At 71.3% G+C, this 20,896-nt stretch carries 21 protein-coding genes; 9 read left to right on the top strand and 12 right to left on the bottom strand.

Annotation, left to right across the window (positions count from 1 at the left end):
* The first annotated feature begins 152 nt into the window (after positions 1-152).
* The gene (locus tag ACFYPA_RS29665; protein WP_389135358.1) at positions 153-1,010 is read left to right on the top strand and encodes a CPBP family intramembrane glutamic endopeptidase; all 858 of its coding nucleotides are present in this window, start codon (positions 153-155) and stop codon (positions 1,008-1,010) included.
* Positions 1,011-1,164: 154 nt separating this feature from the next.
* On the opposite strand, the gene ACFYPA_RS29660 is transcribed toward ACFYPA_RS29665, so the two are convergent.
* The 4 genes from ACFYPA_RS29660 to ACFYPA_RS29645 all read right to left on the bottom strand — a co-directional run bounded on the left by ACFYPA_RS29660 (position 1,165) and on the right by ACFYPA_RS29645 (position 4,873).
* Entirely contained in the window at positions 1,165-1,413 is a 249-nt protein-coding gene (locus ACFYPA_RS29660; RefSeq protein WP_359082742.1) for a hypothetical protein, read from the bottom strand.
* Positions 1,414-1,500: 87 nt separating this feature from the next.
* A complete protein-coding gene (locus tag ACFYPA_RS29655; protein ID WP_359082741.1) occupies positions 1,501-2,406 on the bottom strand; it encodes an SDR family oxidoreductase in 906 nt (301 codons plus the stop codon).
* On the bottom strand, positions 2,403-3,356 hold the full coding sequence (locus tag ACFYPA_RS29650) for an alpha/beta fold hydrolase (protein ID WP_359082740.1): 954 nt from the start codon (positions 3,354-3,356) through the stop codon (positions 2,403-2,405). The genes ACFYPA_RS29655 and ACFYPA_RS29650 overlap by 4 nt, the downstream gene beginning before the upstream one ends.
* Positions 3,353-4,873 (bottom strand): NAD(P)/FAD-dependent oxidoreductase, encoded by a 1,521-nt coding sequence (locus tag ACFYPA_RS29645; protein ID WP_359082739.1) that lies wholly within the window; start codon positions 4,871-4,873, stop codon positions 3,353-3,355. The genes ACFYPA_RS29650 and ACFYPA_RS29645 overlap by 4 nt, the downstream gene beginning before the upstream one ends.
* Positions 4,874-5,067: 194 nt before the next feature.
* On the opposite strand from ACFYPA_RS29645, the gene ACFYPA_RS29640 reads away from it, so the two are divergent.
* Positions 5,068-5,709: a MerR family transcriptional regulator gene (locus ACFYPA_RS29640; RefSeq protein ID WP_389135551.1), complete on the top strand. Its 642-nt coding sequence runs from the start codon at positions 5,068-5,070 to the stop codon at positions 5,707-5,709.
* Between the two features lie 26 nt (positions 5,710-5,735).
* Here ACFYPA_RS29640 and ACFYPA_RS29635 read toward each other — a convergent pair whose 3' ends face one another.
* Positions 5,736-6,560 carry an exodeoxyribonuclease III gene (locus ACFYPA_RS29635; protein WP_389135353.1) on the bottom strand — a complete coding sequence of 275 codons (825 nt, stop codon included), beginning with the start codon at positions 6,558-6,560 and terminating at the stop codon, positions 5,736-5,738.
* A gap of 49 nt (positions 6,561-6,609) precedes the next feature.
* On the opposite strand from ACFYPA_RS29635, the gene ACFYPA_RS29630 reads away from it, so the two are divergent.
* Positions 6,610-7,110: a GNAT family N-acetyltransferase gene (locus ACFYPA_RS29630; RefSeq protein WP_359082737.1), complete on the top strand. Its 501-nt coding sequence runs from the start codon at positions 6,610-6,612 to the stop codon at positions 7,108-7,110.
* Here ACFYPA_RS29630 and ACFYPA_RS29625 read toward each other — a convergent pair.
* Entirely contained in the window at positions 7,099-7,914 is an 816-nt protein-coding gene (locus ACFYPA_RS29625; RefSeq protein ID WP_389135350.1) for an alpha/beta fold hydrolase, read from the bottom strand. The genes ACFYPA_RS29630 and ACFYPA_RS29625 overlap by 12 nt on opposite strands.
* Positions 7,911-8,705: an SAM-dependent methyltransferase gene (locus ACFYPA_RS29620; protein ID WP_389135348.1), complete on the bottom strand. Its 795-nt coding sequence runs from the start codon at positions 8,703-8,705 to the stop codon at positions 7,911-7,913. Before ACFYPA_RS29620 ends, ACFYPA_RS29625 begins: the two co-directional genes overlap by 4 nt.
* A 651-nt stretch (positions 8,706-9,356) precedes the next feature.
* Between ACFYPA_RS29620 and ACFYPA_RS29615 the strand changes: the two genes are divergently transcribed.
* The gene (locus tag ACFYPA_RS29615; RefSeq protein WP_359315186.1) at positions 9,357-10,226 is read left to right on the top strand and encodes a LysR family transcriptional regulator; all 870 of its coding nucleotides are present in this window, start codon (positions 9,357-9,359) and stop codon (positions 10,224-10,226) included.
* Between the two features lie 74 nt (positions 10,227-10,300).
* Here the strand turns inward: ACFYPA_RS29615 and ACFYPA_RS29610 are convergent, their stop codons facing one another.
* The 4 genes from ACFYPA_RS29610 to ACFYPA_RS29595 form a co-directional block, all read right to left on the bottom strand.
* Positions 10,301-11,536, bottom strand: a complete 1,236-nt coding sequence (locus ACFYPA_RS29610) for an FAD-dependent monooxygenase (protein WP_389135346.1) — start codon at positions 11,534-11,536, stop codon at positions 10,301-10,303.
* Positions 11,533-11,790, bottom strand: a complete 258-nt coding sequence (locus ACFYPA_RS29605; RefSeq protein WP_359082733.1) for a hypothetical protein — start codon at positions 11,788-11,790, stop codon at positions 11,533-11,535. Before ACFYPA_RS29605 ends, ACFYPA_RS29610 begins: the two co-directional genes overlap by 4 nt.
* Positions 11,787-12,389 (bottom strand): VOC family protein, encoded by a 603-nt coding sequence (locus ACFYPA_RS29600; protein WP_359315195.1) that lies wholly within the window; start codon positions 12,387-12,389, stop codon positions 11,787-11,789. The genes ACFYPA_RS29605 and ACFYPA_RS29600 overlap by 4 nt, the downstream gene beginning before the upstream one ends.
* A gap of 82 nt (positions 12,390-12,471) precedes the next feature.
* Positions 12,472-13,893, bottom strand: coding sequence for a DHA2 family efflux MFS transporter permease subunit (locus ACFYPA_RS29595; protein WP_389135344.1), 1,422 nt, complete (start codon positions 13,891-13,893; stop codon positions 12,472-12,474).
* A 169-nt stretch (positions 13,894-14,062) separates the two neighbouring features.
* Here ACFYPA_RS29595 and ACFYPA_RS29590 point away from each other — a divergent pair, with 169 nt between their 5' ends.
* The gene (locus tag ACFYPA_RS29590; protein WP_389135342.1) at positions 14,063-14,941 is read left to right on the top strand and encodes a LysR family transcriptional regulator; all 879 of its coding nucleotides are present in this window, start codon (positions 14,063-14,065) and stop codon (positions 14,939-14,941) included.
* An 83-nt stretch (positions 14,942-15,024) separates the two neighbouring features.
* Here the strand turns inward: ACFYPA_RS29590 and ACFYPA_RS29585 are convergent, their stop codons facing one another.
* Positions 15,025-16,809: a class I adenylate-forming enzyme family protein gene (locus ACFYPA_RS29585; RefSeq protein WP_389135340.1), complete on the bottom strand. Its 1,785-nt coding sequence runs from the start codon at positions 16,807-16,809 to the stop codon at positions 15,025-15,027.
* A gap of 768 nt (positions 16,810-17,577) precedes the next feature.
* Here ACFYPA_RS29585 and ACFYPA_RS29580 point away from each other — a divergent pair.
* The 4 genes from ACFYPA_RS29580 to ACFYPA_RS29565 all read left to right on the top strand — a co-directional run bounded on the left by ACFYPA_RS29580 (position 17,578) and on the right by ACFYPA_RS29565 (position 20,750).
* Positions 17,578-18,219, top strand: coding sequence for a hypothetical protein (locus ACFYPA_RS29580; protein WP_359082728.1), 642 nt, complete (start codon positions 17,578-17,580; stop codon positions 18,217-18,219).
* 68 nt (positions 18,220-18,287) lie between these two features.
* The gene (locus ACFYPA_RS29575; protein ID WP_359082727.1) at positions 18,288-18,986 is read left to right on the top strand and encodes a class I SAM-dependent methyltransferase; all 699 of its coding nucleotides are present in this window, start codon (positions 18,288-18,290) and stop codon (positions 18,984-18,986) included.
* Positions 18,987-19,125: 139 nt separating this feature from the next.
* Complete coding sequence (locus ACFYPA_RS29570; RefSeq protein ID WP_359354558.1) at positions 19,126-20,334, top strand: 3-deoxy-7-phosphoheptulonate synthase; 1,209 nt, start codon at positions 19,126-19,128, stop codon at positions 20,332-20,334.
* 83 nt (positions 20,335-20,417) lie between these two features.
* On the top strand, positions 20,418-20,750 hold the full coding sequence (locus ACFYPA_RS29565; protein ID WP_359082726.1) for an antibiotic biosynthesis monooxygenase family protein: 333 nt from the start codon (positions 20,418-20,420) through the stop codon (positions 20,748-20,750).
* Positions 20,751-20,896 lie beyond the last annotated feature (146 nt).

Raw genomic sequence — 20,896 nt, 5'->3', positions numbered from 1 at the left:
AGCGCCCGTCCTGGGCGGCGTCCGTCGCCCCGTGTCCCCCGTCCGAGCTACGCGAACCGTCCACTCAGGGGTGATTCGCAGACGTCGCCGCTCTCGTAGCGTTCTTGGCATGCCGCCGGAAGGCACGCGGCCGATGTCATACGGAGATCACCTTGCATACGACTCACATCGCGTCGCCCCCACCCACACACCAGGAGGGTGGCACACACCAAGAACGCGGCCGCTTCTTCCGGTCCCCCCTCGTCTGGATGCTGATCGGCATGGTCGGTGTGGGCCTGGCGTCCAGCCTGGCCTCGGTGGGTGGGGTCGTCGCCGTCGTGGGTGCGGCCGCGGCGGTCGTCATCTACTGGGCGGTCATGCGCTACGTCGCCCGGCGGAGCATGCCGGAGATCGCGAAGTCGGGTGCCGTGACACAGGCGTTGTCCGGTGTCGCGATCGGCTTCGGGTTCATCACCGTGTCGATGCTCATGCTCCTCACCGAGTTCTCGTTCGACGAACGGCCGGGCAACGGCCTGTCGATCGTGGCGAGCATGGCCGCGATGTCGTTCGGTGCCGCCGTGACCGAGGAACTGATCTTCCGTGGTCTCGCCCTCCAGGCACTGGAGAAGCTGTGCGGCAGCTGGGCGGCTCTGACGATCACCGCGGTGCTCTTCGGCGGGCTGCACCTGGCCAACCCGGGTGCCACGCTGTGGAGCTCGCTCGCGATCGCCATCGAGGCCGGCGTCCTCCTCGGTGCCGCGTTCCTGTGGAAGCGCGACATCTGGTTCGCCGTGGGCCTGCACTTCGCCTGGAACACCACCCTGGGCCTGATCGGCATCCCCGTCTCCGGCCACGCCTCCGAGGGCCTGATGACCACCACCCCGGACGGCCCCGACCTGCTGACCGGGGGAGACTTCGGCCTGGAGGCGTCAATCGTGCCCGTCATCGTCAGCCTGCTGATCGCGATCCCCCTGCTCATCGGCGCCCACCGGCGCGGCAACCTGGTGCCCCTGCGCCGCGGGCTCCGCTGAACACCCCTCGCCCGGCGGACACGGGGTCCGGCACGGTCTCCGGCCGCCCCCACCCCGCAGCACGCCGCATCCGCCGCGCGGAAGGGGCGCGCCCCGTAAGAACTGGGCGCGCCCCTCACCATGCGACGCGGAGAACGCGTCAGTCGTGCGTACGTCAGTGGTCGAAGCGCTCACGCATGTCGTCCGACGCACCCTGTGCCCTGTCACGACCCTGCTCGGACGCCTGGCGGGCCCGGTCGGACGCGTCCTGGCGACGGTCCTGACCCTGGCGCTCGCCCTGGCCCTGGCGCTCACCCTGGCCCTGGCCCTGGCGCTGGCTTTCGCCCTTGCCGCCCTTCATCTTCTTCTGACCCTGGTCGGCGAGCTCCTGCGCCTTGTCCTTGAACTGGTCGGCGATGCCCATGCTGTTCACTCCTATGTGGGGTGCGTGGGGGATGGCCCTGTGGGGCCTCGACCAGACTTACACGCGCGGACATTCAACGCATTTCGATCACTTACGCTGCGTGTCCGTCGTCCGGCGCGACGCCCGTTCGTCCTGGTCAGCCGCACCTCCGGCGCCCACGAGACCCCTGCCGACGCCCTCCAGACGGGGGCCGAAACGCTTCATCTCCCGCTGGCCGACCGCGCCGATCAGGCTCGGCAGGTAGCCGCGCACGGACTGCATCCCGCGCAGCCACCACTGGGCGTAGACGTGCGCCGAGCGCCGCTCGATGCCGGCCACGATGCGGTCGACGGCCGGGCCCAGCGGGTACGTGCGGTTGGTCGGCCACGGCAGCCGCCCCCGCAGTTCCCGCATCACGTCGTCCTCGTCCGCGCCCCGCACCATGTCCGTGTCGGTCCAGGAGAGGTAGCCGACGCCGACCTTCACGCCCCGGTAGCCGACCTCCGCCCGCAGGCTGTGCGCGAACGCCTCCACGCCCGACTTGGAGGCGCAGTACGCCGTCATCATGGGCGCCGGGGTGATCGCGGCGAGGGAGGCGATCTGGAGGAAGTAGCCGCGGCTCTCCATCAGGACCGGCAGGAACGCCCGGCCGGTGACCGCGCCGCCGATCAGATTGACCTCGATGACCCGCCGCCAGGCGACGGGGTCGGAGTCGACGAACGGGCCGCCCGTGGCGACGCCCGCGTTGGCGACGACTATGTCGACCTTCCCGAAGCGCTCCTTGACCTCCTGTGCGACCCGCTCCATCGCCTCGTGGTCGGTGACGTCGGCGTGCCAGTGGTCGCTGTCCCCGTGCAGCCGCTCGGAGACCTTCTTCAGCTCGTCCGGCTCCAGGCCGACCAGGGCCAGCTTCGCCCCGCGCGCCGAGAGCTTGCGCGCCAGCAGCTCACCCACGCCGCGCGCCGCGCCCGTGACGACGACGACCTGCCCTTCGAGACTGTTCCTGCCGCTCATACGACCTCCTCCTTGCCCTCGATCTTGTCCTCGGCCGCGGCCGCCCGCCGTACCGGGAGGTACGCGGTCACCAGTTCCCGGATCTTCGCCGTGACGACCTCCGGCGCCTCGACCGGCGTCATGTGGCCCATGCCCGTCAGTTCGGTGAGGCCGAGGCAGTCGGGCAGCGCCGCCGCGATGGCCCGGGCGTGGACGGGCGGCGTCAGCCGGTCCTCCGTCCCCGCGATCACCGCGGTGGGCACCCGCAACTCCCGTACGCCCTCTTCGAGATCGAGGTCAGCGAGCACGTGCCCCCAGGCGACCCGGGCCGCTCGCGGGCAGTCGTGCACGATCCGTGCGCAGGCATCGACCCGCTCCGGGGCCGAACCGGCTCCCATCGTCCCGTACTTGAGAATCCGGCGGGAGACCGGGGTGACCGGCCCGAGCGGCGCACGCGCCCCGAGGATCGCACGCGTCATCCGGGTCCGCACGGCGCCGGGCCGCAACGGCACGACGAGGGACTCCGCGAGCAGCCGGGAGCTGCCCGTGCTGCACAGCAGGGCGGCGGCCGCGTGCTCGCGCAGTCCGGCCCGGCGCGAGGCGGACATGATCGTCATGCCGCCCATGGAGTGCCCGGCCAGTACGGCCTTCTCCCCCGGTGCGAGGGTGGCGGCGAGCACCGCCTCGAGGTCGTCGGCCAGCGCGTCGGTGGTGTAACCGGCGCGCCCCACGGCGGGCGAGGTGCCGTGGCCGCGCTGGTCGTAGGCGATGACGCGGTGGTCCACCGCGAGGTCCCGGATCTGGGCGTCCCAGAAGTGGGTGTTGCAGGTCCAGCCGTGGGCGAGGACCACGGCCGGGGCGCCGTCCTGTCCGTGCACCTCGACGTGGAGGCGGGAGCCGTCGGCGGAGACGGCCATCAGTTCGCGGGCGGGCACCGGCCTGGGGTGTGCGCTGCGCAGCGGCCGGCTCATCCCGCCACCTCCTCGGCGACGGCCTTCTCCGCGTGCCGTTGCGCCGGCACCCGTACGACCTGGTACTCCGTGAGGTCGACGTCCCGCGTCACCTTGCGGAACTCGGCGGTGGTGCCGGGCCAGACCGTGGTGTTGCGGCCGTTGGCGTCCAGGTACCAGCTGTCGCAGCCGCCGGTGTTCCAGACCGTGCGCTTCATGCGCTCCTGGACGCGGCGGTTCCAGGCGCCGACGGACGAGGGGCGCGCGTCGAGTGCGACGCGGCCGCCCAGCACGTCCAACTGCCGCATGTAGTCGGCCATGTAGTTCAACTGGGCCTCGATCATGAGGATCATCGAGGAGTTGCCGAGCCCGGTGTTGGGGCCGATGATCGTCATCCAGTTGGGGAAGCCGGCCGCGCTCGCGCCGCGCAGCGCCTGCATGCCGTCCTTCCAGGACTCGGCGAGCGTGATGCCGTCCGCGCCCACCACCCGTTCGGCGATCGGCATGTCGGTGACGTGGAAGCCGGTGCCGAAGATGATCGCGTCGACCTCGGTCTCCGTACCGTCGGATGCCACGACGGTGGAGCCGCGCACCTCGCTCAGGCCGGAGGCGACCACGTCCACATTCGGTTGGGCGAGGGCCGGGTAGTAGGTGCTGGAGAGCAGGATGCGCTTGCAGCCGATGCGGTACGAGGGGGTCAGCTTGGCCCGGAGCGCCGGGTCCTTGATCGCCCGGGCCATGTTGGACTTGGCTATTCGCTCGACCAGACCCAGTTCGTTCGGGTGCTTGGTGAAGGCGCTGACCTGCAACTCCCTTATGCCCCACAGCAGTCCGCGGCGCGCGGTGCCGGTGAAGGGGAGCGTGCGGTGCAGCCAGCGTTCGGCGCCGCCGATCTTGCGGTCCATCCGGGGCATGACCCAGGGCGGGGTGCGCTGGAAGAGGGTCAGCTTGCCGACCTCCCGCTGGATCGCCGGCACGATCTGGATCGCGGAGGCGCCGGTGCCGATCATCGCGACGCGCTTGCCGGCCAGGTCGGCGTCGTGGTCCCAGCGGGCGGAGTGGAAGACCTTGCCGGGGAAGTCGGCGAGCCCCGGTATGTCGGGCGTCTTCGGGTCGGAGAGCGGGCCGGTCGCGGAGACGACGACGTCGGCGACGATCGTGGCGCCGTTGGCTGTCTCGATGACCCAGTGCAGTTCTTCGTTGTCCCAACGCATCACGCTCACCTCGTGGTTGAACCTGAGGTGCGGGCGCAGCCCGAAGGTGTCCGTGACGTGCTCCAGGTAGGCGCGGATGTGCTCCTGCCCGGAGAAGGTGCGCGGCCACTCGGGGTTGGGCGCGAACGAGAACGAGTAGAGGTGGGACGGTACGTCGCAGGCGCAGCCCGGATAGCTGTTGTCGCGCCAGGTGCCACCGACCGAATCGGCTCGCTCCAGGATCACGAAGTCGGTGATGCCTTCGCGGCGCAGCCGTACGGCGGCCCCAAGACCTCCGAACCCGGATCCGATCACCGCCACTCGTACGTGCTCGTGCTGGGCCATGCTGCCGCCTCCCGCGCTACGTCCCACGACTCTGCCAGCAATCACTGGCATTGTTGGGAGAGTAGAGCAGCTTCGTACCGATGGGTAGGGGTCCGGCGAAGGAAAGTTACCGGCGGTACAACAAGCGGCGCCCGTCACGGGGAGGCCGGTAGGGTGCGGGGGTGGCAGAAGGAAGCGGGCACCGCGAATACCGCATGGAGGAGCTGGCCGAGGCGGCCGGCATCCCCGTGCGGACCCTGCGCTTCTACCGGGAACGCGGCCTGATCTCGCCACCCCGGCGCGAGGGCCGCATCGCCTGGTACGACGACCACCACCTGGCCCGCCTGCGCACCATCGCGGGCCTGCTGGAGCGCGGCCACACCCTCACCGGCATCGCCGACCTGGCCCGCACCTTCGAGAGCGGCCGCGATGTCGCGGAGGTGCTGGGCCTGGGCGAACCGACCGAGGAGACCCCGGTCCGGCTCACACCCGAGCAGCTCGCGGACTACTTCGAGGGCGAGTCCACCCCGGAGAACCTGGCGGCCGCCATGGAGCTGGGCTACCTCGGCACCGACGGCGACGAGATCGTGCACATCAGCCGCCGCCTGCTGGAGGTGTCGGCCGAGCTCGTACGCGAAGGGGTCCCGCTCGCCGAGGTACTCGCCTCCGGCCGCCACGTCCGCGAGCACGCGGACGCCCTGGCCGACCTCTTCGTGACCGCCCTGCGCGCCCACAGCACGGAGCCCGAACCACCCCAACTCCGCCCGCTGGCCCGGGCGGTGGTGGACGCGGAACTCTCCATGGCCCTGGACCGGCGGCTGCGCCGCGACGCGGAGACGCCGCAGCCGCCGGCGTAACCGCGCCTACTGCTCGCGCGTCACCGTCACCGCGCCTGCTGCTCGTACACCACCGTCACCGGCGCGTGGTCGCTCCACCGCTCCCCGTGCGTGGCGGCCCGCTCGACCCACGCCTTCACGGCGCGCGCGGCCAGTCCGGGGGTCGCCACCTGGTAGTCGATGCGCCATCCCGTGTCGTTGGCGAAGGCGCGCCCCCGGTAGGACCACCACGAGTACGGCCCCTCGACGCCCGGGTGCAGGGCGCGCACGACGTCGACGTACGCGGCCTCTTCGAAGACCCGGGTGAGCCACGCCCGCTCCTCCGGGAGGAAGCCGGAGCTCTTGCGGTTGGCCTTCCAGTTCTTGAGGTCGGCCTCCTGGTGGGCGATGTTCCAGTCGCCGCACACGACGACCTCGCGACCCTCGGCGGCGGCCCGCGCCTTCAGGCCGGCGAGGTAGGGCAGGAAGGCCGCCATGAAGCGTTCCTTCTCGTCCTGCTTCTCCGTGCCGACCTCGCCGGAGGGCAGGTAGAGGCTGGCGACCGTGACGCCCGACAAGTCGATCTCGACATACCGGCCGCTCGCGTCGAACTCCTCGCTCCCCGCGTCCCCGAACCCACCGAAGCCTATCTGTACGCGCTCCGGGGCCCGGCGGGAGTAGAGCGAGACCCCGGCCCGGCCCTTCGCGGCGGCCGGCGCGTGGACGGTGTGCCAGCCCTCGGGCTCCCGCACCTCCTCGGGCAGCTGCTGCGCCTCGGCCCGCACTTCCTGGAGGCAGATCACATCGGCGTCGGTCTGCGCCAGCCACTCGACGAAGCCCTTTTTCGCGGCGGCGCGGAGACCGTTTACGTTTACGGAGGTCACGGTGAGCATTCCGGCACGATACCGATCCGACCTACCGCATACATGTACCATCATTCGCATGCTTATCCATCCACGGGCTTACGATCACCCGGACGCCGTGAAACTCAACGATCTCGTGCAGCTCGAGTACGCCGAGCGCTACGGGGACGAGGGCGACATCACACCGCTGGACGCCACGATGTTCGACCCGCCGCACGGTCTGTATCTGCTCGCCTACGATCCGTCGGGCCGCCCCGTCGCCACCGGCGGCTGGCGTTCGCAGGAGCGCAACGCCGAGGGCTACTCGGACGGCGACGCCGAGCTCAAGCGGATGTTCGTGATAGCCGAGGGACGGGGGCAGGGCCTGGCCCGCCGCATCCTGGCCGCCCTGGAGGACGACGCCCGTGCGGCGGGCCGCACCCGCATGGTGCTGGAGACCGGAGATCAGCAGCCCGAGGCCATCGCGCTGTACCTCTCCAGCGGCTACACGCCCTGCGAGAAGTTCGGCCACTACCGGACGTACGACAGCAGCCTCTGCTTCGCGAAGCCGCTCCGGCCCGAAGCCGCTCTAGCCGGCTGACGCCAGGAAGCCCAGCAACGCTTCGTTGAACGCGTCGGGCCGCTCCAGAGACGGCAGGTGCCCGGCCTTCTCGACGACCACCAGCTCCGCCCGCGGGATCAGCCCGTGCAGGGCCCGGGCCTCCGCGACGGGCGTGTAGACGTCGTCCGCGCCGACGGCGACGAGGACCGGCACCCCGGCCCCGGCGAGCGAGTCGCGGTAGTCGGGCCGCTCGGCCCGGCCCCGCAACGCGGCCGCAGCCCCCTCGGGAGCGGTGGTGCGCATCATGCGCAGGACCCGCGCGGCGACGTCCGGCAGCCCGGTGACGTTGTACGGGGCCAGCATCTTGTCGATCACCTCGTCCGCGTACCCGTCCATCCCCTCGGCGAGCAGCCGGTCGGCGAGGCGGTTGCGGAATGCCTTGCCGTCCTCGGTCTCGGCGACCGGCGACGTGTCGGCCAGGACCAGCGCCGCCACCCGCTCCGGGTACACACGGTGGAACTCCATGGTGATCTGCCCGCCCATGGAGACCCCGCCGACCACGGCCCGCGCGATGCCGAGGTGATCCATCAGCCCCGCGAGGTCGTCGGCGAACTCCTCGAACAAGGTGCGCCCCGGGACGACACCGCTGTCGCCGTACCCCCGCAGATCGGGCAGGACCACCCGGTACCCCGCCGCGACGAGCGCGGTGGCCTGTGGCTGCCACATGGTCCGGTTGAACGGATGCCCGTGGACGAGGAGGACGGGCGGCCGGCCGGTGTCCGCCGCTCCCATGTCGTCGTACGCGAGCGCCGTCCCGTCCGCGGCCGTGAACCGGGTGCTCATCGGACCACCCGCCCCACACCCACGTAGAAGCCACTGCGCTCGACGACCGGTGCCGGCCCCTCCCGGTACCACTCGGCCGCCGGGACGAGCCCCGGCTCGACGAGTTCCAGCCCTTCGAAGAACGTCTCCACCTCCGCCCGCGTACGTATCTGCAGCGCGATGGCGCCCTTCTTGTACGCCGACTCCATCTCCTGCCGCAACTCCGGGTGTTGATCGGCGGTGCCGTGCGACAGGGCCAGGTAACTGCCGGCGGGCAGCGCGTCGACCAGGGTGCGGGTGATGCCGTACGGGTCCTGGTCGTCCGGCAGGAAGTGCATCAGCGCGATCAGCGACAGGGCGATGGGACGCTCGAAGTCCAGCAGCCCTTTCGCCTGTTCGAGGATCGCCTCCGGCTCCCGCACATCGGCGTGGAGGTAGTCGGTGGCCCCTTCGGGCGTGCTGACGAGGAGGGCCTCCGCGTGCCGGAGGACGATCGGGTCGTGGTCCGCGTAGACGATCCGGGCCGTCGGCGTGATCGCCTGCACGATCTGGTGGAGGTTGGGCTCCGTGGGGATGCCGGCGCCGATGTCCAGGAACTGGTCGATCCCCTCGCGCGCCAGCCAGGCGGAGGCCCGGTGCATGAACGCCCGGTTCCGCGCGGCGTTGCCGCGCGTCTCCTCGGGCAGCGTCCGCGCGAACTCCTGGTCCGCCGGGTAGTTCTCCTTGCCGCCCAGGAACCAGTCGTAGACGCGGGCGGGGTGAGGCTTGCTGGTGTCGATCCGGGGCTGGGGCTCAGGTATGCCTGCCGTCACAAATCGCTCCTCGGTGGCGAGTGCTTCACATGCGGGTCAACGCTTTCAGCGTAGGCGACGGCGGTCGGCGTCCCGGTGGCCGAAGCCTCGGTTCCTCCTCGGACAATCCGGCTGTCGCCCGGCAGAGCCGCCGGGGCCCGTAGGCCCTCCCCCGGCCTCCGCCTCGGAGCGGGGCCGTCTTCCCGGGCCCCTCTTTATCGGTCACGGTGGCCGCATGTGAGCGCTCGCGAGGAACTGCCTTCAGGTATAGGGAAAGTCAAATTTGGCAGACAATACGGGCGCCAACGGCGCTCTATAACCGATTCAATACCGCACAACCGACTGATTATGTGAAGATGAGGCCGACCGCTACACCGGAAACGTAGCCATACGGGGGCCGTGCTGTGTTCTGTCGCTCCTTCCCTCCACCGCCGAGAACTTCCGCGGAATCCGCGCGTTCCGGGCGTCATTCCTTCCGGCGACGAGTCATCCGCGGCCCCCACGTGCTCAGGAACTGATTGTTCGCACCACCACGACGGCCGGGACGACGGGACCGCTGATCCAACGGCGCCCCGCCCCCGGTGGACGACGCATCGACAGGTACATCCCGCGTCGACCGTACGCGTGCTCATCCTTTGGCCCACGCCTACCGGGATCAGGTGCTGAACAAAAATGGTGCAGCGTGATATCGAAGTGAAGCTTCTCCGCACCCTCGTTGCCATTGTCGACGAGAACGGATTTGCCCGAGCGGCTCAGACCCTGCACGTGACGCAGCCGACCGTGAGTCAGCAAATGCAGCGCCTGGAGTCCGTAATCCAGGCTCCTCTGTTCCAACGCGGTAAACGGCCTGTGCGGCTGACTCCGGTCGGCCGGGAGCTGGTGGCGCACGCCCGCCGCGTCATCCTGCTGAACAGTGAAGTCCTCAGCGAATTGTCAGCCATTCACAGCCATCAGTCGTTCAGCATGGGGTGTTCGGTCCACCTTGCCGACGGGCTGCGCAGCATGATCAGCCAACTGGCTGTGGAGCGACCCCAGTTGCGTGGGGCGATGACGACCGGCCTCAGCTCCGCGCTCGCCGAAAAGCTCGCCCGGGGGGAGTTGGAGGCGGCCCTGCTGCTGGGGACGGAGACGCCCCGCAGCGAGGTGCTGGGGCGGCTGAGTCTGGCCTGGTTCGGCGAGGCCCCCCTCGCCGCCGGGAACAGCTTCCCGATGGCGATCGACAGCGACCGTTCGGCGCTGCGCACCCGGATCATGGACACGCTCGCCGAACGCGAGATCACCTGGCACTCGGTCCCCTGGTGCTCCGACCCGCTGTCGATCCGCGCCTCCGTTCAGGCGGGACTGGCCTACACGGCCCTTCCCGCGAACACCCATCACAACCACCTCTCCCTGCGTCCCACCCCCGCCGGTCTGCTCGGGCCCCCGCCCGAACCCCTCCTCGTACACCTGGCCTTCTCCGCCACGGCCGGCAAACCCGTCCTGGAGGCGGCGCGCGCCGTGGCCCGCGCGACGCTCAGGGGCCTGCCCGTCCTGCCGCTGTGAGGTGAGGGCCGGACGGGCGGCCCGGTGTCCGCGTCCCGCCGGACGCGAGGGTGCACCGGACCGCACCGGCCGGGTCAGTACGAGGTCCGGCCCGCGCCGCGCTGCACCAGCTTGGGGCCGTAGGGCGCGGCGTCCAGCCAGGCCCCCGCCTTCAGCCCGGCCGAGGCCACGGCGGCGGCTGCCCGCCGCCGCAGACGGACCGTCGGGCGCTCCGCCAGCATGTGTTCGAGGGCCGCGCTCGCACAGGCCCGGTTGTACGCGGCGGCTTCCTTGCGCTCGTCGGCGAACCGCCCGATCTCCGCCCGCGCCGCGCCGTCGCTCCCCGCCGACAGGGCCGCTCCCACGGCCTGCACCGCCCGGACCGCGTCGGGGATGCTGGAGTTCATGCCCCGCGCGCCGAAGGGTGCGAACAGGTGCGAGGCCTCCCCCGTCAGCAGCACCCGCCGGTGGTCGTCCGTGAAGGTGGCGGCCACCTGCTGGGCGAAGCGGTAGGTGGACACCCAGCGCACCCGTTCCCCGTACGCCTCGGGCATCACCCGGGGGATCCACCGCCGCAGCCCCTCGGGCGAGACGTACGTCGCCGGGTCGTCGTTCACCAGGAGGTTGAGGTCGACCCGCCAGCCGCCGGCGAACGGGACGATCAGCACGTTGCGGCCGCCGGCTCCCGGGTGGTGGTAGTGGAAGACCCGTTCGATGGGCAGCGGGTGCGCGGGGTCGTCGTCGAGGTCCACCACGACGAAGGTGTTCCGCGAGCGCGGACCCTCCAGCGGACTGCCGATGGTGGACCGCAGCGGCGAGCGCGACCCGTCCGCGGCGATCACGTACTCCGCCTGCCACTCGGTGCCCGCGGAGTCCACCAGCCGTACGCCGTCCGGACCGCTGCGGGCCGACGTGACCTCCACGCCCCAGTGGAACTCCACCCCCTGCTTCTCGCAGGCGGTGGCCATCAGGTCCTCCGTCTGCACCTGCGGCAGGCTGGTGAACGGCGGCAGCCCCTCGCGGTGCAGCGGCGGGTAGGTGTGCGCGTATATCTCCCGCCCGGCCCAGAACGACCGCTTGGTGGACCACATCAGGCCCCGGCCGGCGATCTCCTGGCCGAGCCCCGGGCTGAGCCGCTCCAGCTCGCGCAGCGACGCTCCGTGCAAGTACGCGGCGCGGCTGCCGGGCCGCACCGTGTCCTGGGCACGCTTGTCCAGCACCACCGCGGGCAGGCCGGCGGCGCGCAGCGCCAGCGCGGCGCTGAGCCCGGCCGGGCCGGCGCCGACGACCAGAACGGGATGGCGGGAGGCCGCTCCGGTACCGGTGCTCATGCCTCCTCCCCCGCGGCCAGGTGGACGACGTCCGGCGTGAAGGAGACGATGCGGCCGTCGAGGCCGCCGGTCAGCATGGCGTGCCACAGGGCGGGGCGCATTCCGGTCTCCTCGCGACGCAGGACCACTTCGCGGTCCTCGGTGGTCAACTCCAGGTAATCGCCCACTTGGTGGACGTCCATCCCGGCGGTCCGCGCGGTGTGGACCACGGGTGCGAACTCCGGTACGTCGAGCACGTACACCGACACCGTCATGCGCCCGGCACCTCCGCGTTCTTGCGTATGAGCTCCGCCTTGCGCTGCCACAGCGCCTGTGCCGAGGGCCGGGGGGACTCGCAGACGTCGGCGAGCGCGGCCAGGGTCAGCTCCGCGTCGCGGGAGTCGATCCCGGACATCTCGCGAAGCGGCCGGGTGATCTCCAGCTGGATCCCGTTGGGGTCGTCGAAGTAGATCGATTCGATCAGCTCGTGCCCCATCGGCCGGGTGACCCGGACCCCGTGCGCCTTCAGCCGGTCCCGCCACGCCAGGAGCTCCTCCTCGGTGTCGACGTGGAAGGCGACATGGCGGGAGCGGTGCATGAGGTCGCTCGGCGGCTCCTCGGCCGGCAGGCCGAAGTAGTAGAAGAACGCGATGCGGTTCCCCCGGCCCATGTCGAAGAAGAAGTGCACGAAGTCCGGGTAGTCCTCGGTGACCCAGCCCGTCGCCGTGATGGCGTGGATCAGGGGCATGCCGAGGGCCTGGGTGTAGAACTCCTGGGTGGCGCGCGGGTTCCAGGTGACGAAGGCCAGGTGGTCGACGCCGTCCAGACGCGGGCCCGGCCGGCGGCTCTGCGGGGGCGGTGGTGCGCTCTCCAATGTTCCTCCTCGTTCATGGGGGCGGGCACGGGCGGGATCGCGACAACCGGCGCGCTGCCGGGTGGATGGACGGGTGGACGGGTCAGCGTGCGGGAGAAGGGCTCTTCCCGCGCAGTCCCGTGCCGGTGACGAGGGCGCCGATCAGCAGGGCCGCCCCACCGGCGACCAGGGCCCACCGGGTCCCGTCGGCGTTGGTCGGGGCGAGGTTGAGGATCACGCCGAAGGCGGCGACACCCAGCGAAGCCCCCACCTGACGGGCCGAGTTGAGGGCCCCCGCCCCGATGCCGGCGAGGTCCACCGGGATCGAGCTCGCCATCCCGGCCACCAGGGCGGGCAGGGCGAAGGAGATCCCGAACCCGAAGGCGAGCAGGCCCACCACGGTGACGGCGAGATCGAAGCCGGAGTTGCCCGTGAACGGCGCCTGGAGCAGCGCTCCGGTCCCCATCAGGACGAAGCCGATCGTGGCGGGGCGGCGCGGACCGATGCGGCCGACCAGCCGGCCCGTGTAGATCGGGTTGAACGCGGTCGGCAGCGTCAGCGGGAGGAAGGCGAGGCCGGCGGCGAAGGAGGAGTAGCCCCGGCTGTCCTGGAAGAACAGCGACAGGACGAACAACAGCCCGGAAAGACCGAAGTTGGCCAGCAGACCGGCCGCCAGCGCGGCCGAGAATCCACGGCTGCGGAACATCCGCAGCGGGAGCATCGCCGCGTCACCGGCGCGCGACTCGGCGACGAGGAAGGTCACCACCGCGATCGCCGTCAGTGCGAAGGCGATCAGCACGCCACCGTCCGACCAGCCCTTGGAGGGGCCCTCGATCAGCGCGTACACGAGCGCCGCCAGGGCGGTCACACCGCTGAGCTGTCCGACCAGGTCCAGGCCGCTGCGCTGCTTGCGCGCGGTCTCCGGGGCCATCCGCAGGGTGATGACCAGGCTGATCGCGGCCAGCGGCACGTTGATCAGGAAGATGGCACGCCACCCGACCGTGTCGGTCAGGACACCGCCCACCAGCGGGCCGGCGGCGAGCGCGGCGCCCGTGATCGCGGCCCACGAGCCGACCGCGCGGGCGCGCTCGGCCGCGTCGGTGTACGCGTTGGTGATCACGGCCAGCGACGCCGGGAGCAGCAGCGCTCCCGCCACGCCGAGGGCCAGGCGCAGCACCACGAGCGCGTTGAGCGTCGTCGCCGCGGCCGAGACGCCGGAGAGCACTCCGAACGCCACGAGTCCCCAGAGGAAGATCCGCCGGCCGCCGTACCGGTCCGACAGCCAGCCGGCGGTGAGCAGCAGCGCGGCGAAGGTGATCGTGTAGCCGTTGGTGACCCACTGCAGCCCGCTCAGCCCGATGTGCAGATCGCGGGAGATGGCGGGGAGCGCGACCGAGACGATGGTCATGTCCAGCAGGACCATGAAGTAGCCGAGGGAAAGTCCTACCAGCAGAGTGCGCGATGGCTTACCGGTCGGTTCCTCCCCGGTGACGGAAGCCCGCTGTGGTTCCGCCTGCGTTGCCATGTGTTTCTCCTCGGATTCAGAATCGGTCTTTCCGCGGCCCGAGACGGTTCGTCGGGGGCGGACTCTCCATTCAAGCTGACCCATAAGTGGAATTGACGGTGGTGGAGGAGGGAATAACCTATGGGTGACATCGGTACGGCCGATGGATCAGCAACTGGGGGGTGGAAGCATGGAGTTGCGGCATCTCCGGACGTTCGAGACGGTGGCCCGGACACTCAGCATCACGCAGGCGGCCCGCGATCTGCACTACGCGCAGTCGAGCGTGAGCGATCAAATTCAGGCACTGGAGCGTGAATTGGGTGTCGACCTGCTCGACAGGTCGCAGCGAAAGGTCAGGCTCACTCCGCAGGGTGCGGTGCTGTCGGAGTACACCGACCGAATCCTCAAGCTTCTGGAGGAGACCCGGTGGGCGGTCTCGCGCCCCGGTTCGGAACTGGCCATCGGCACGCTGGAGACCGTGGGGCTGCACCTCCTGCCGACCGTTCTCTCGTCCTACCGCTCGCTCTACCCGGAGGCCCGGGTGCGGGTGGGGCAGGACAGCCGCGGTGAGCTGTACAAGGCGGTGCGCCGGGGGGATCTGGACCTCTGCCTGACCTTCGGCGACCCGCCCCCCGACGCGAGCCTGCGCTTCGAGACCCTGGCCGAACAGCCGCTGGTCGTCATCGTGCCTCCCGGCCACCATCTCGCCGCCCGCGGCCGGGCGGCCGGCCTGCATGAGCTGGCGGCGGAACCCTTCCTCGCCACCGAGCGGGGGTGTGGATTCCGGGAGATGTACGACAACGCCTTCGGGTCCGCGCCGTCGAAGGAACCGATCGCGGAGGTCTCCGGCATCGGCACGCTGGGGGCGTGCGTGGCGGCCGGGATGGGCTGCGCGCTGCTTCCGCTGATCTCGGTGCGCGGGCAGGCCGACCGGGGCGAGGTGGCCGTCGTGGAGGTCGGCGACACCGACCTGCGCACCACGGTGACGATGACGTGGCTGGACCGCAACTCCGCCAATCCCAGCCTGGCGGACTTCCAGGCGGTGCTGCGCAAGCAACTGGGCGGCTGACACCGCCCCGCTCCTGCTCCTGTTCCCGCGCCTGCTCCTGCCCCTGCTCCTGTTCCTGCTCCTTTTCGTGTTCCCGTGCCCGGTCACGGCCGCACGGCCTGCGGTTCGGGGCCGGGCGCCGGTGGCGGGGTGGCGGTCCGCGCCGATGGGGGCTGCGTCGATAGGGGCGGTACGGATGTGGGCCGCGTCGATGGGGGCTTCGCCGATGCGGGCCGCGCCTCCGCGAGCGGCGGCAGGGGGATCGCCCGCAGCCGCGAGCGGGCGATCTTGCCGGTGACCGTGGTGGGCAGCGCGTCGACGATCACCAGCTGCTCGGGCAGCTTGTAGGTGGCCAGCCCCTTGGCCGAGAGATGGGCGGTCACCTCCCCCAGGGTCAGCTCGCCGGCGCCCTCGCGGAGCGCGGCCACCAGACAGGAGCGCTGGCCCAGGCGCGGATCCGGCCGCCCCAGCACCGCGTGCTGCGCCAGTTGCGGAAGATCGTCGAGCAGTTCCTCCACCTCCAGGGCGCTGAACTTCAGCCCGCCCCGGTTGATCAGTTCGTCGGCGCGCCCCCGGTAGCCGACCGAGCCGTCCGGGTGCAATACCGCCAGGTCTCCGGAGCGGAGCCAGCCGTCGTCGGTGAGCGCGGCCCGGGTCAGCTCCGGGGCGCCGTGGTACCCGCGGAACATGTACGGGCTGCGGTACTGCAGCGCGCCCACCCGGTCCGGGGCGACGGGGAAGCCGTCCCGGTCCACCACCCTGACCTCCGCACCGGACACCGGCCGCCCGATGGTGGACGTCGCCTCGGGCGGATCGCCGGGGCGGGTGCAGGTCCCCGCACCGATCTCCGTCATCCCCCACTGCACGACGAGGCGAGCGCCCAGCGCGTGCCGCATGTCGTCGGCCAGTTCGCGGGGCACGGGTGCCCCGCCGGTGCGCACCTCCCGCAGTCCGGCCGGGGCGCCGGCCTCCGGCGTCTCCTCCTTCAGTACGGCCAGTACGTCGCGCAGTTGGGCCGGCACCGCGAACGCGGCGGTCGCCGCAGCGGCGCGCAGCGCCTCCAGGAAGCGTCGGGCGTCCCAGCCCTCGAAGAGGCCGACGCGACCACCGGTGACGAGCGCCAAGTGCACGGAGAGCAGCCCGAAGGCATGGCTGAGCGGGCTCGCGGAGACGATCGTGTCCGCCCGGCCGAGGCCCCCGTCCCGCGCCACGGCTGCCGCGTTGCCGAGCAGCCCCGCGTGGCTGTGCACACAGAGTTTGGGTCTCCGGGACGTCGTCCCGGAGGAGGCGAGCAGCATCAGCGGCGCGTCCGGGTCCTGCGGCCGGTCCGCGGGCGCCCCGACCGGGTCCGGCGCCCCGTCCAGCAACTCGGCCGAGTCCAGGAGCCCGTGCGTGTCGGGCACCCCGAGCGTCCCGGGCCGCGAGCCGCTGACGTCCGACGACGCACCGCGGCTCCCGATCGGCGAGCCACCGGTGCCCGAGGACGCACCGCAGGAGACCCAGACGTGCCGCAGGGACGGGCACTGTGCGCGCAGCTCCACCAAATCGCCCACGCGGTCCCGGCCCCGGTGCGCACCGCGTGCGACCAGAGCGACGGCCCCTGACTGCTCGACCAGCGAACGCACCTCGTGCGCACCGTAGTTCGCGTGCAGCGGCAGCAGCAGGACGCCGAGCCGGGCGGTGGCCGCGTGCAGCACCACCCACTCCCAGCAGTTGGGCAGTTGGACCGCCAGGACCTCACCGGCTCGCAGCCCCCGTCGGGCCAGCGCCCCGGCGGTGCGCTCGGCCCGGAGCCTGCAGTCGGCCCAGGTTCGCCACCGGTCGCCGTCCCACACGGCAGGTCCCGTGCCACGGGCCGCGGCACGCTCCAGGGCTTCGGTGAACGTCATGGGCATTGTCGTCGATTCTGGGCGGGGAGTGCTCACGAGGATCCTCCGTCTACGGCAGAACGCACATGCGCCGGCTGGCCGACACGGATTCTGGGCCGCGGGCCGAGTAATCGTCCAGGGAATCCCTCATAAATATTTATGATGCCGATCGCCCGGCGAAAGCGATAAGCAAGCCTTGTTCCGTGGTCGACGGCCGGTGGCAGCCCCGGATTCGCGACGATTTCCGCACGTCTCTTCGGTTCGGCCGATCCTTCACATCGGCTCGGCCGAACCATGGGCCGATGTCCCGCGCATGGGCATCTTGCTGCACCCTCGCGCTCCTGCCTGGGCTCCTGCGGGACGAGCCCGGTAAGGAATTTCAATGGAGACGGGCCGAAATGAACCCCGAATCGTCAATGCGTCCGACCGTTCGCGCACCCGTTCGGTGAAGCCGATGGATGCCATCGCGAAGACCGAAACATCGCGTTTCCCCAGCACATCGGCCATTTTCCGGGGCCGGTACATTTCCGTTCGGGCGTTTCTTCATTACGCGGCCCCGGGCGGGCTTGCTGGGCGCGAGAGAACGGCCTAAGAATGTCGGCGGCCCCGACACAGGAGGTATCGATGTCCGTTGCCCAGCCTTCCGGTAAAGCGAATGAACGCACGCGGTCCGTTGAGGAGATTTCCGAGGAAAGCGCCTTCTCCGGTGCTGACCTGAGGCGTCTGGCCGACGCCGTCCGCGATGCCCGTTCCGCTTGGACGGCCTCGGCTTCGTCGCTTCTCGCCCAGGTGGAGACGGGCGGTGACGCCACCTTTCTGACCGAACAGCACTGCGTGTTCGACCACTGTGCCGTGCTGTTGTTCCCGCGCACCCTCGCCGCCGGCCTGCACCACCTGCGACAGCGGGGCCTCGCTCCCCTCCCCACCGTGCCGAGCACGGTGGTCCGCCGGCGGCTGAGTGAGCGCTACGGCCTCGACCCGGCCGAGGCGGGCGTCCACATCACGCGCATCCGGCCCGAGTTGCCGGACGGGCGGCGCCACGCGTCGGTCGAGGTGTTCCTCTTCCCCCGCGACGCCGCGGCCTTTGACCCCGGCATCGAGGAGTCCGAGGTCACGCACGACTTCGAGCAGCACACCGCCTTCGTGTGCGAGAACCCGAGCGCGCCCGTGCTCGACGGCCTCGTCACCGCCTGGCGCACCGAGGCCGGTCTGCTGTGGGAGGGCGGCGGCTACAACCCCCATGAGGGCCCGCGCGGGTCGACGGTCATGTACTTCGTACGCGACCACGCCTGGCCCGACCGGCGCCGCCGGTTCGAACTGCACTGCGCCGGCGACCTCAGGGAGTGCACCGCCCGCATTCCGCAGGACACCGAAGCGGTCCGCCACGCCTACGCCGCGTGGCACCGCACCGAGCACGTCACGCACCTCTGAGACCTGTCGGAAGAACCCGCCCGGCCCAGCTCTGCGTCCACCCCCCTCCACGTACCCAGGAGCACACTGTGTTGCGGAACGACACGCTGACCGCCAGGAACCTCGCCCTCACCCCCGAACTGCACACCTACCTGCTCGACCAGGGCCGGATGACACCGGACCCCGTCCTCGCCGAGCTGATCGAGCACACGCACAAGGCGATACCCGACCAGGCGCACATGACGGTCGCGCCCGAGGAGGGGGCCCTGCTCACCTTCCTGGTGCGGCTGCTCGGCGCCCGCGACATCGTCGAGGTGGGCACCTTCACCGGGTACTCCTCGCTCTGCCTGGCCCGCGGCCTGCCGCCCGGCGGCTCGCTGATCACCTGCGACATCTCCGCCGAATTCACTGCTCCCGCCCGCGACTTCTGGGCCCGTGCCGGTGTGGCCGACCGCATCGAGCTGCGCCTGGGCAGTGCGCTGGAGACCCTGCGCGCCCTGCCCGCCGAACCGCACCTGGACCTCGCGTTCATCGACGCGGACAAGCCCGGTTACATCGGCTACTGGGAAGAGCTCGTTCCGCGTCTGCGGCCCGGCGCGCTCCTGCTCGTCGACAACACGCTCTTCAACGGCGAGGTCATCGACGACGAGCCCGCGCCGAAGCCCGCCGCCGTCCGGGCGTTCAACGAGCACGCCCGCAAGGACGACCGCGTACAGCTGGTCATGCTGCCGCTCGCCGACGGCCTGACGATGGCCCGCCGGCTGCCGCCCGGCGAGTCCGCGGCCTGAGGGGCGCGCCGAGCATGCGACGACTCCCCCGCCCTCAGCTCCGCCCGCCAGGAGGCCATACGTGAGCACCGTGACCCGAGTCGGCTCCGTGTCCGGAGTCGGCTACCCGCTGCCCTCGCTCGGGGCCGAGGGCCCGTTCGTGGACCTCGACGAGGAGTGTCCCTGGGACCTGAGCACGGCCGAGCAGCAGCCGGTCTGGGGCGACCCGGTACAGGCCGCGGCCGTGCGCGCCGAGCTGGCCCAACTGCCCGGACTGGTCACGTGGGAGGAGGTCCGTCTGCTGCGGACCCTGCTCGCCGAGGCCGCGGCCGGCCAGTACCTGGTGATCCAGGCGGGCGACTGCGCCGAGGACCCGGCGGAGTGCGAGCCGTGGGCGGTCATGCGCAAGGCCGGTCTGATCGACGCGCTGGCCGGGGTGATGGTGGCCGGCACCGGCAAGCCGGTCGTACGCATCGGACGCATCGCCGGGCAGTTCGCCAAGCCCCGCAGCGCCACCACCGAGACCGTGGGCGGTGTCGAACTGCCCGTCTACCGGGGCCATCTGGTCAACGGGCCCGAGCCCACCCCCGCCGCCCGGCGGGCCGATCCGGCGCGCATGCTGGACTGCTACCACGCGGCGTTCCGCGCCGTCACCTACCTGCGCCAGCGCACCAGCGCCTGGATGCCGCCCACCGGCGCCCCGGTGTGGACCAGCCACGAGGCACTCGTCTTCGACTACGAACTGCCCCTGCTGCGCCGCACCGTCACGGGCGCCACGCTGCTGGCCTCCACCCATCTGCCGTGGATCGGTGAGCGGACCCGGCAGCCCGACGGCCCGCACGCCATGATGCTGGCCCAGGTGGCCAACCCCGTGGCGTGCAAGATCGGACCCACGACCGAGCCGGCCGAACTCCTCGCCCTGTGCGCCCGCCTCGACCCGGACCACGAGCCCGGCCGCCTCACCCTCATCGCCCGCATGGGTGCCGAGGCGGTCACCGCCGCGCTGCCGCCGCTCGTCGCCGCCGTGCGCGAGGCCGGTCACCGCGTCGTGTGGCTGAGCGACCCCATGCACGGCAACACCGCCACCTCGCCCGGCGGTACGAAGGTCCGCCCGGTCACCGCGATCGTCGCCGAGGTCCGCGGCTTCCTGAAGGCGGTCACCGAGGCCGGCGGCACCCCCGCCGGCCTGCACCTGGAGACGACCCCGCACGACGTCACCGAGTGCGTCTGGGGCGACGACCTCTCCGAGGTGGACACCGGTCGTGGCGACCGCGGCCCCTCCCGCCCCCCGTCCTCCCACTGCGACCCGCGCCTCAACCCGGCGCAGGCCGTCGAAGTGGCCCGCGTGTGGGCGAACCCGCCCGCATGAACCCGGCACCCACCCGCGGCAGGCACGGCGTCCCGCCGGGCCCGTACCGCACGTGTGCCGTCCCCCGAGGAAAGGAACACACCATGACCGAGACCGTCATCCGCGCCGAGGACGGCGCGGCCTTCATGATCAACGTCTTCGACGTCACCCCGGAGAACCAGAAGGAACTCGCCGAGGTCATGAGCGAGTGCGCCGACAAGTACATCCGGCACCACACGGGATGTCTCTCGGTGAACCTCCTCACGAGCAACGACGGCAAGCGGCTCCTCTACATCGCGCAGTGGCGCAGCAAGGCCGACATCAAGGCTGCGCTGGGCGACCCCGACATCCAGGCCGCCCGGGAACGCGCGGCACAGTTGGCCAAGCCCGACCCGCACGCCTACACCGTGTACGCGCTGCACCACCCGGAGAGCTGAGACGCCACGGCCCCCTCAGCCACGCCCCCTCAGCCGGAGCACCCACCCGGGCCGCCGCCCGTGCCCACAGCCGGCGGCCCGCGTGGGGGCGCCGCCCCTGAGACGGCGCCCCCAGCGGGCGCCGTCCCCCGCCCCACCCCGTCCGA

The sequence above is a fragment of the Streptomyces sp. NPDC005775 genome (genome assembly GCF_042871565.1).
Classification (GTDB): Bacteria; Actinomycetota; Actinomycetes; order Streptomycetales; family Streptomycetaceae; genus Streptomyces.
Note: the sequence above shows the minus strand (reverse complement) of the source record. Positions and strands in the feature narration are given on the sequence as shown.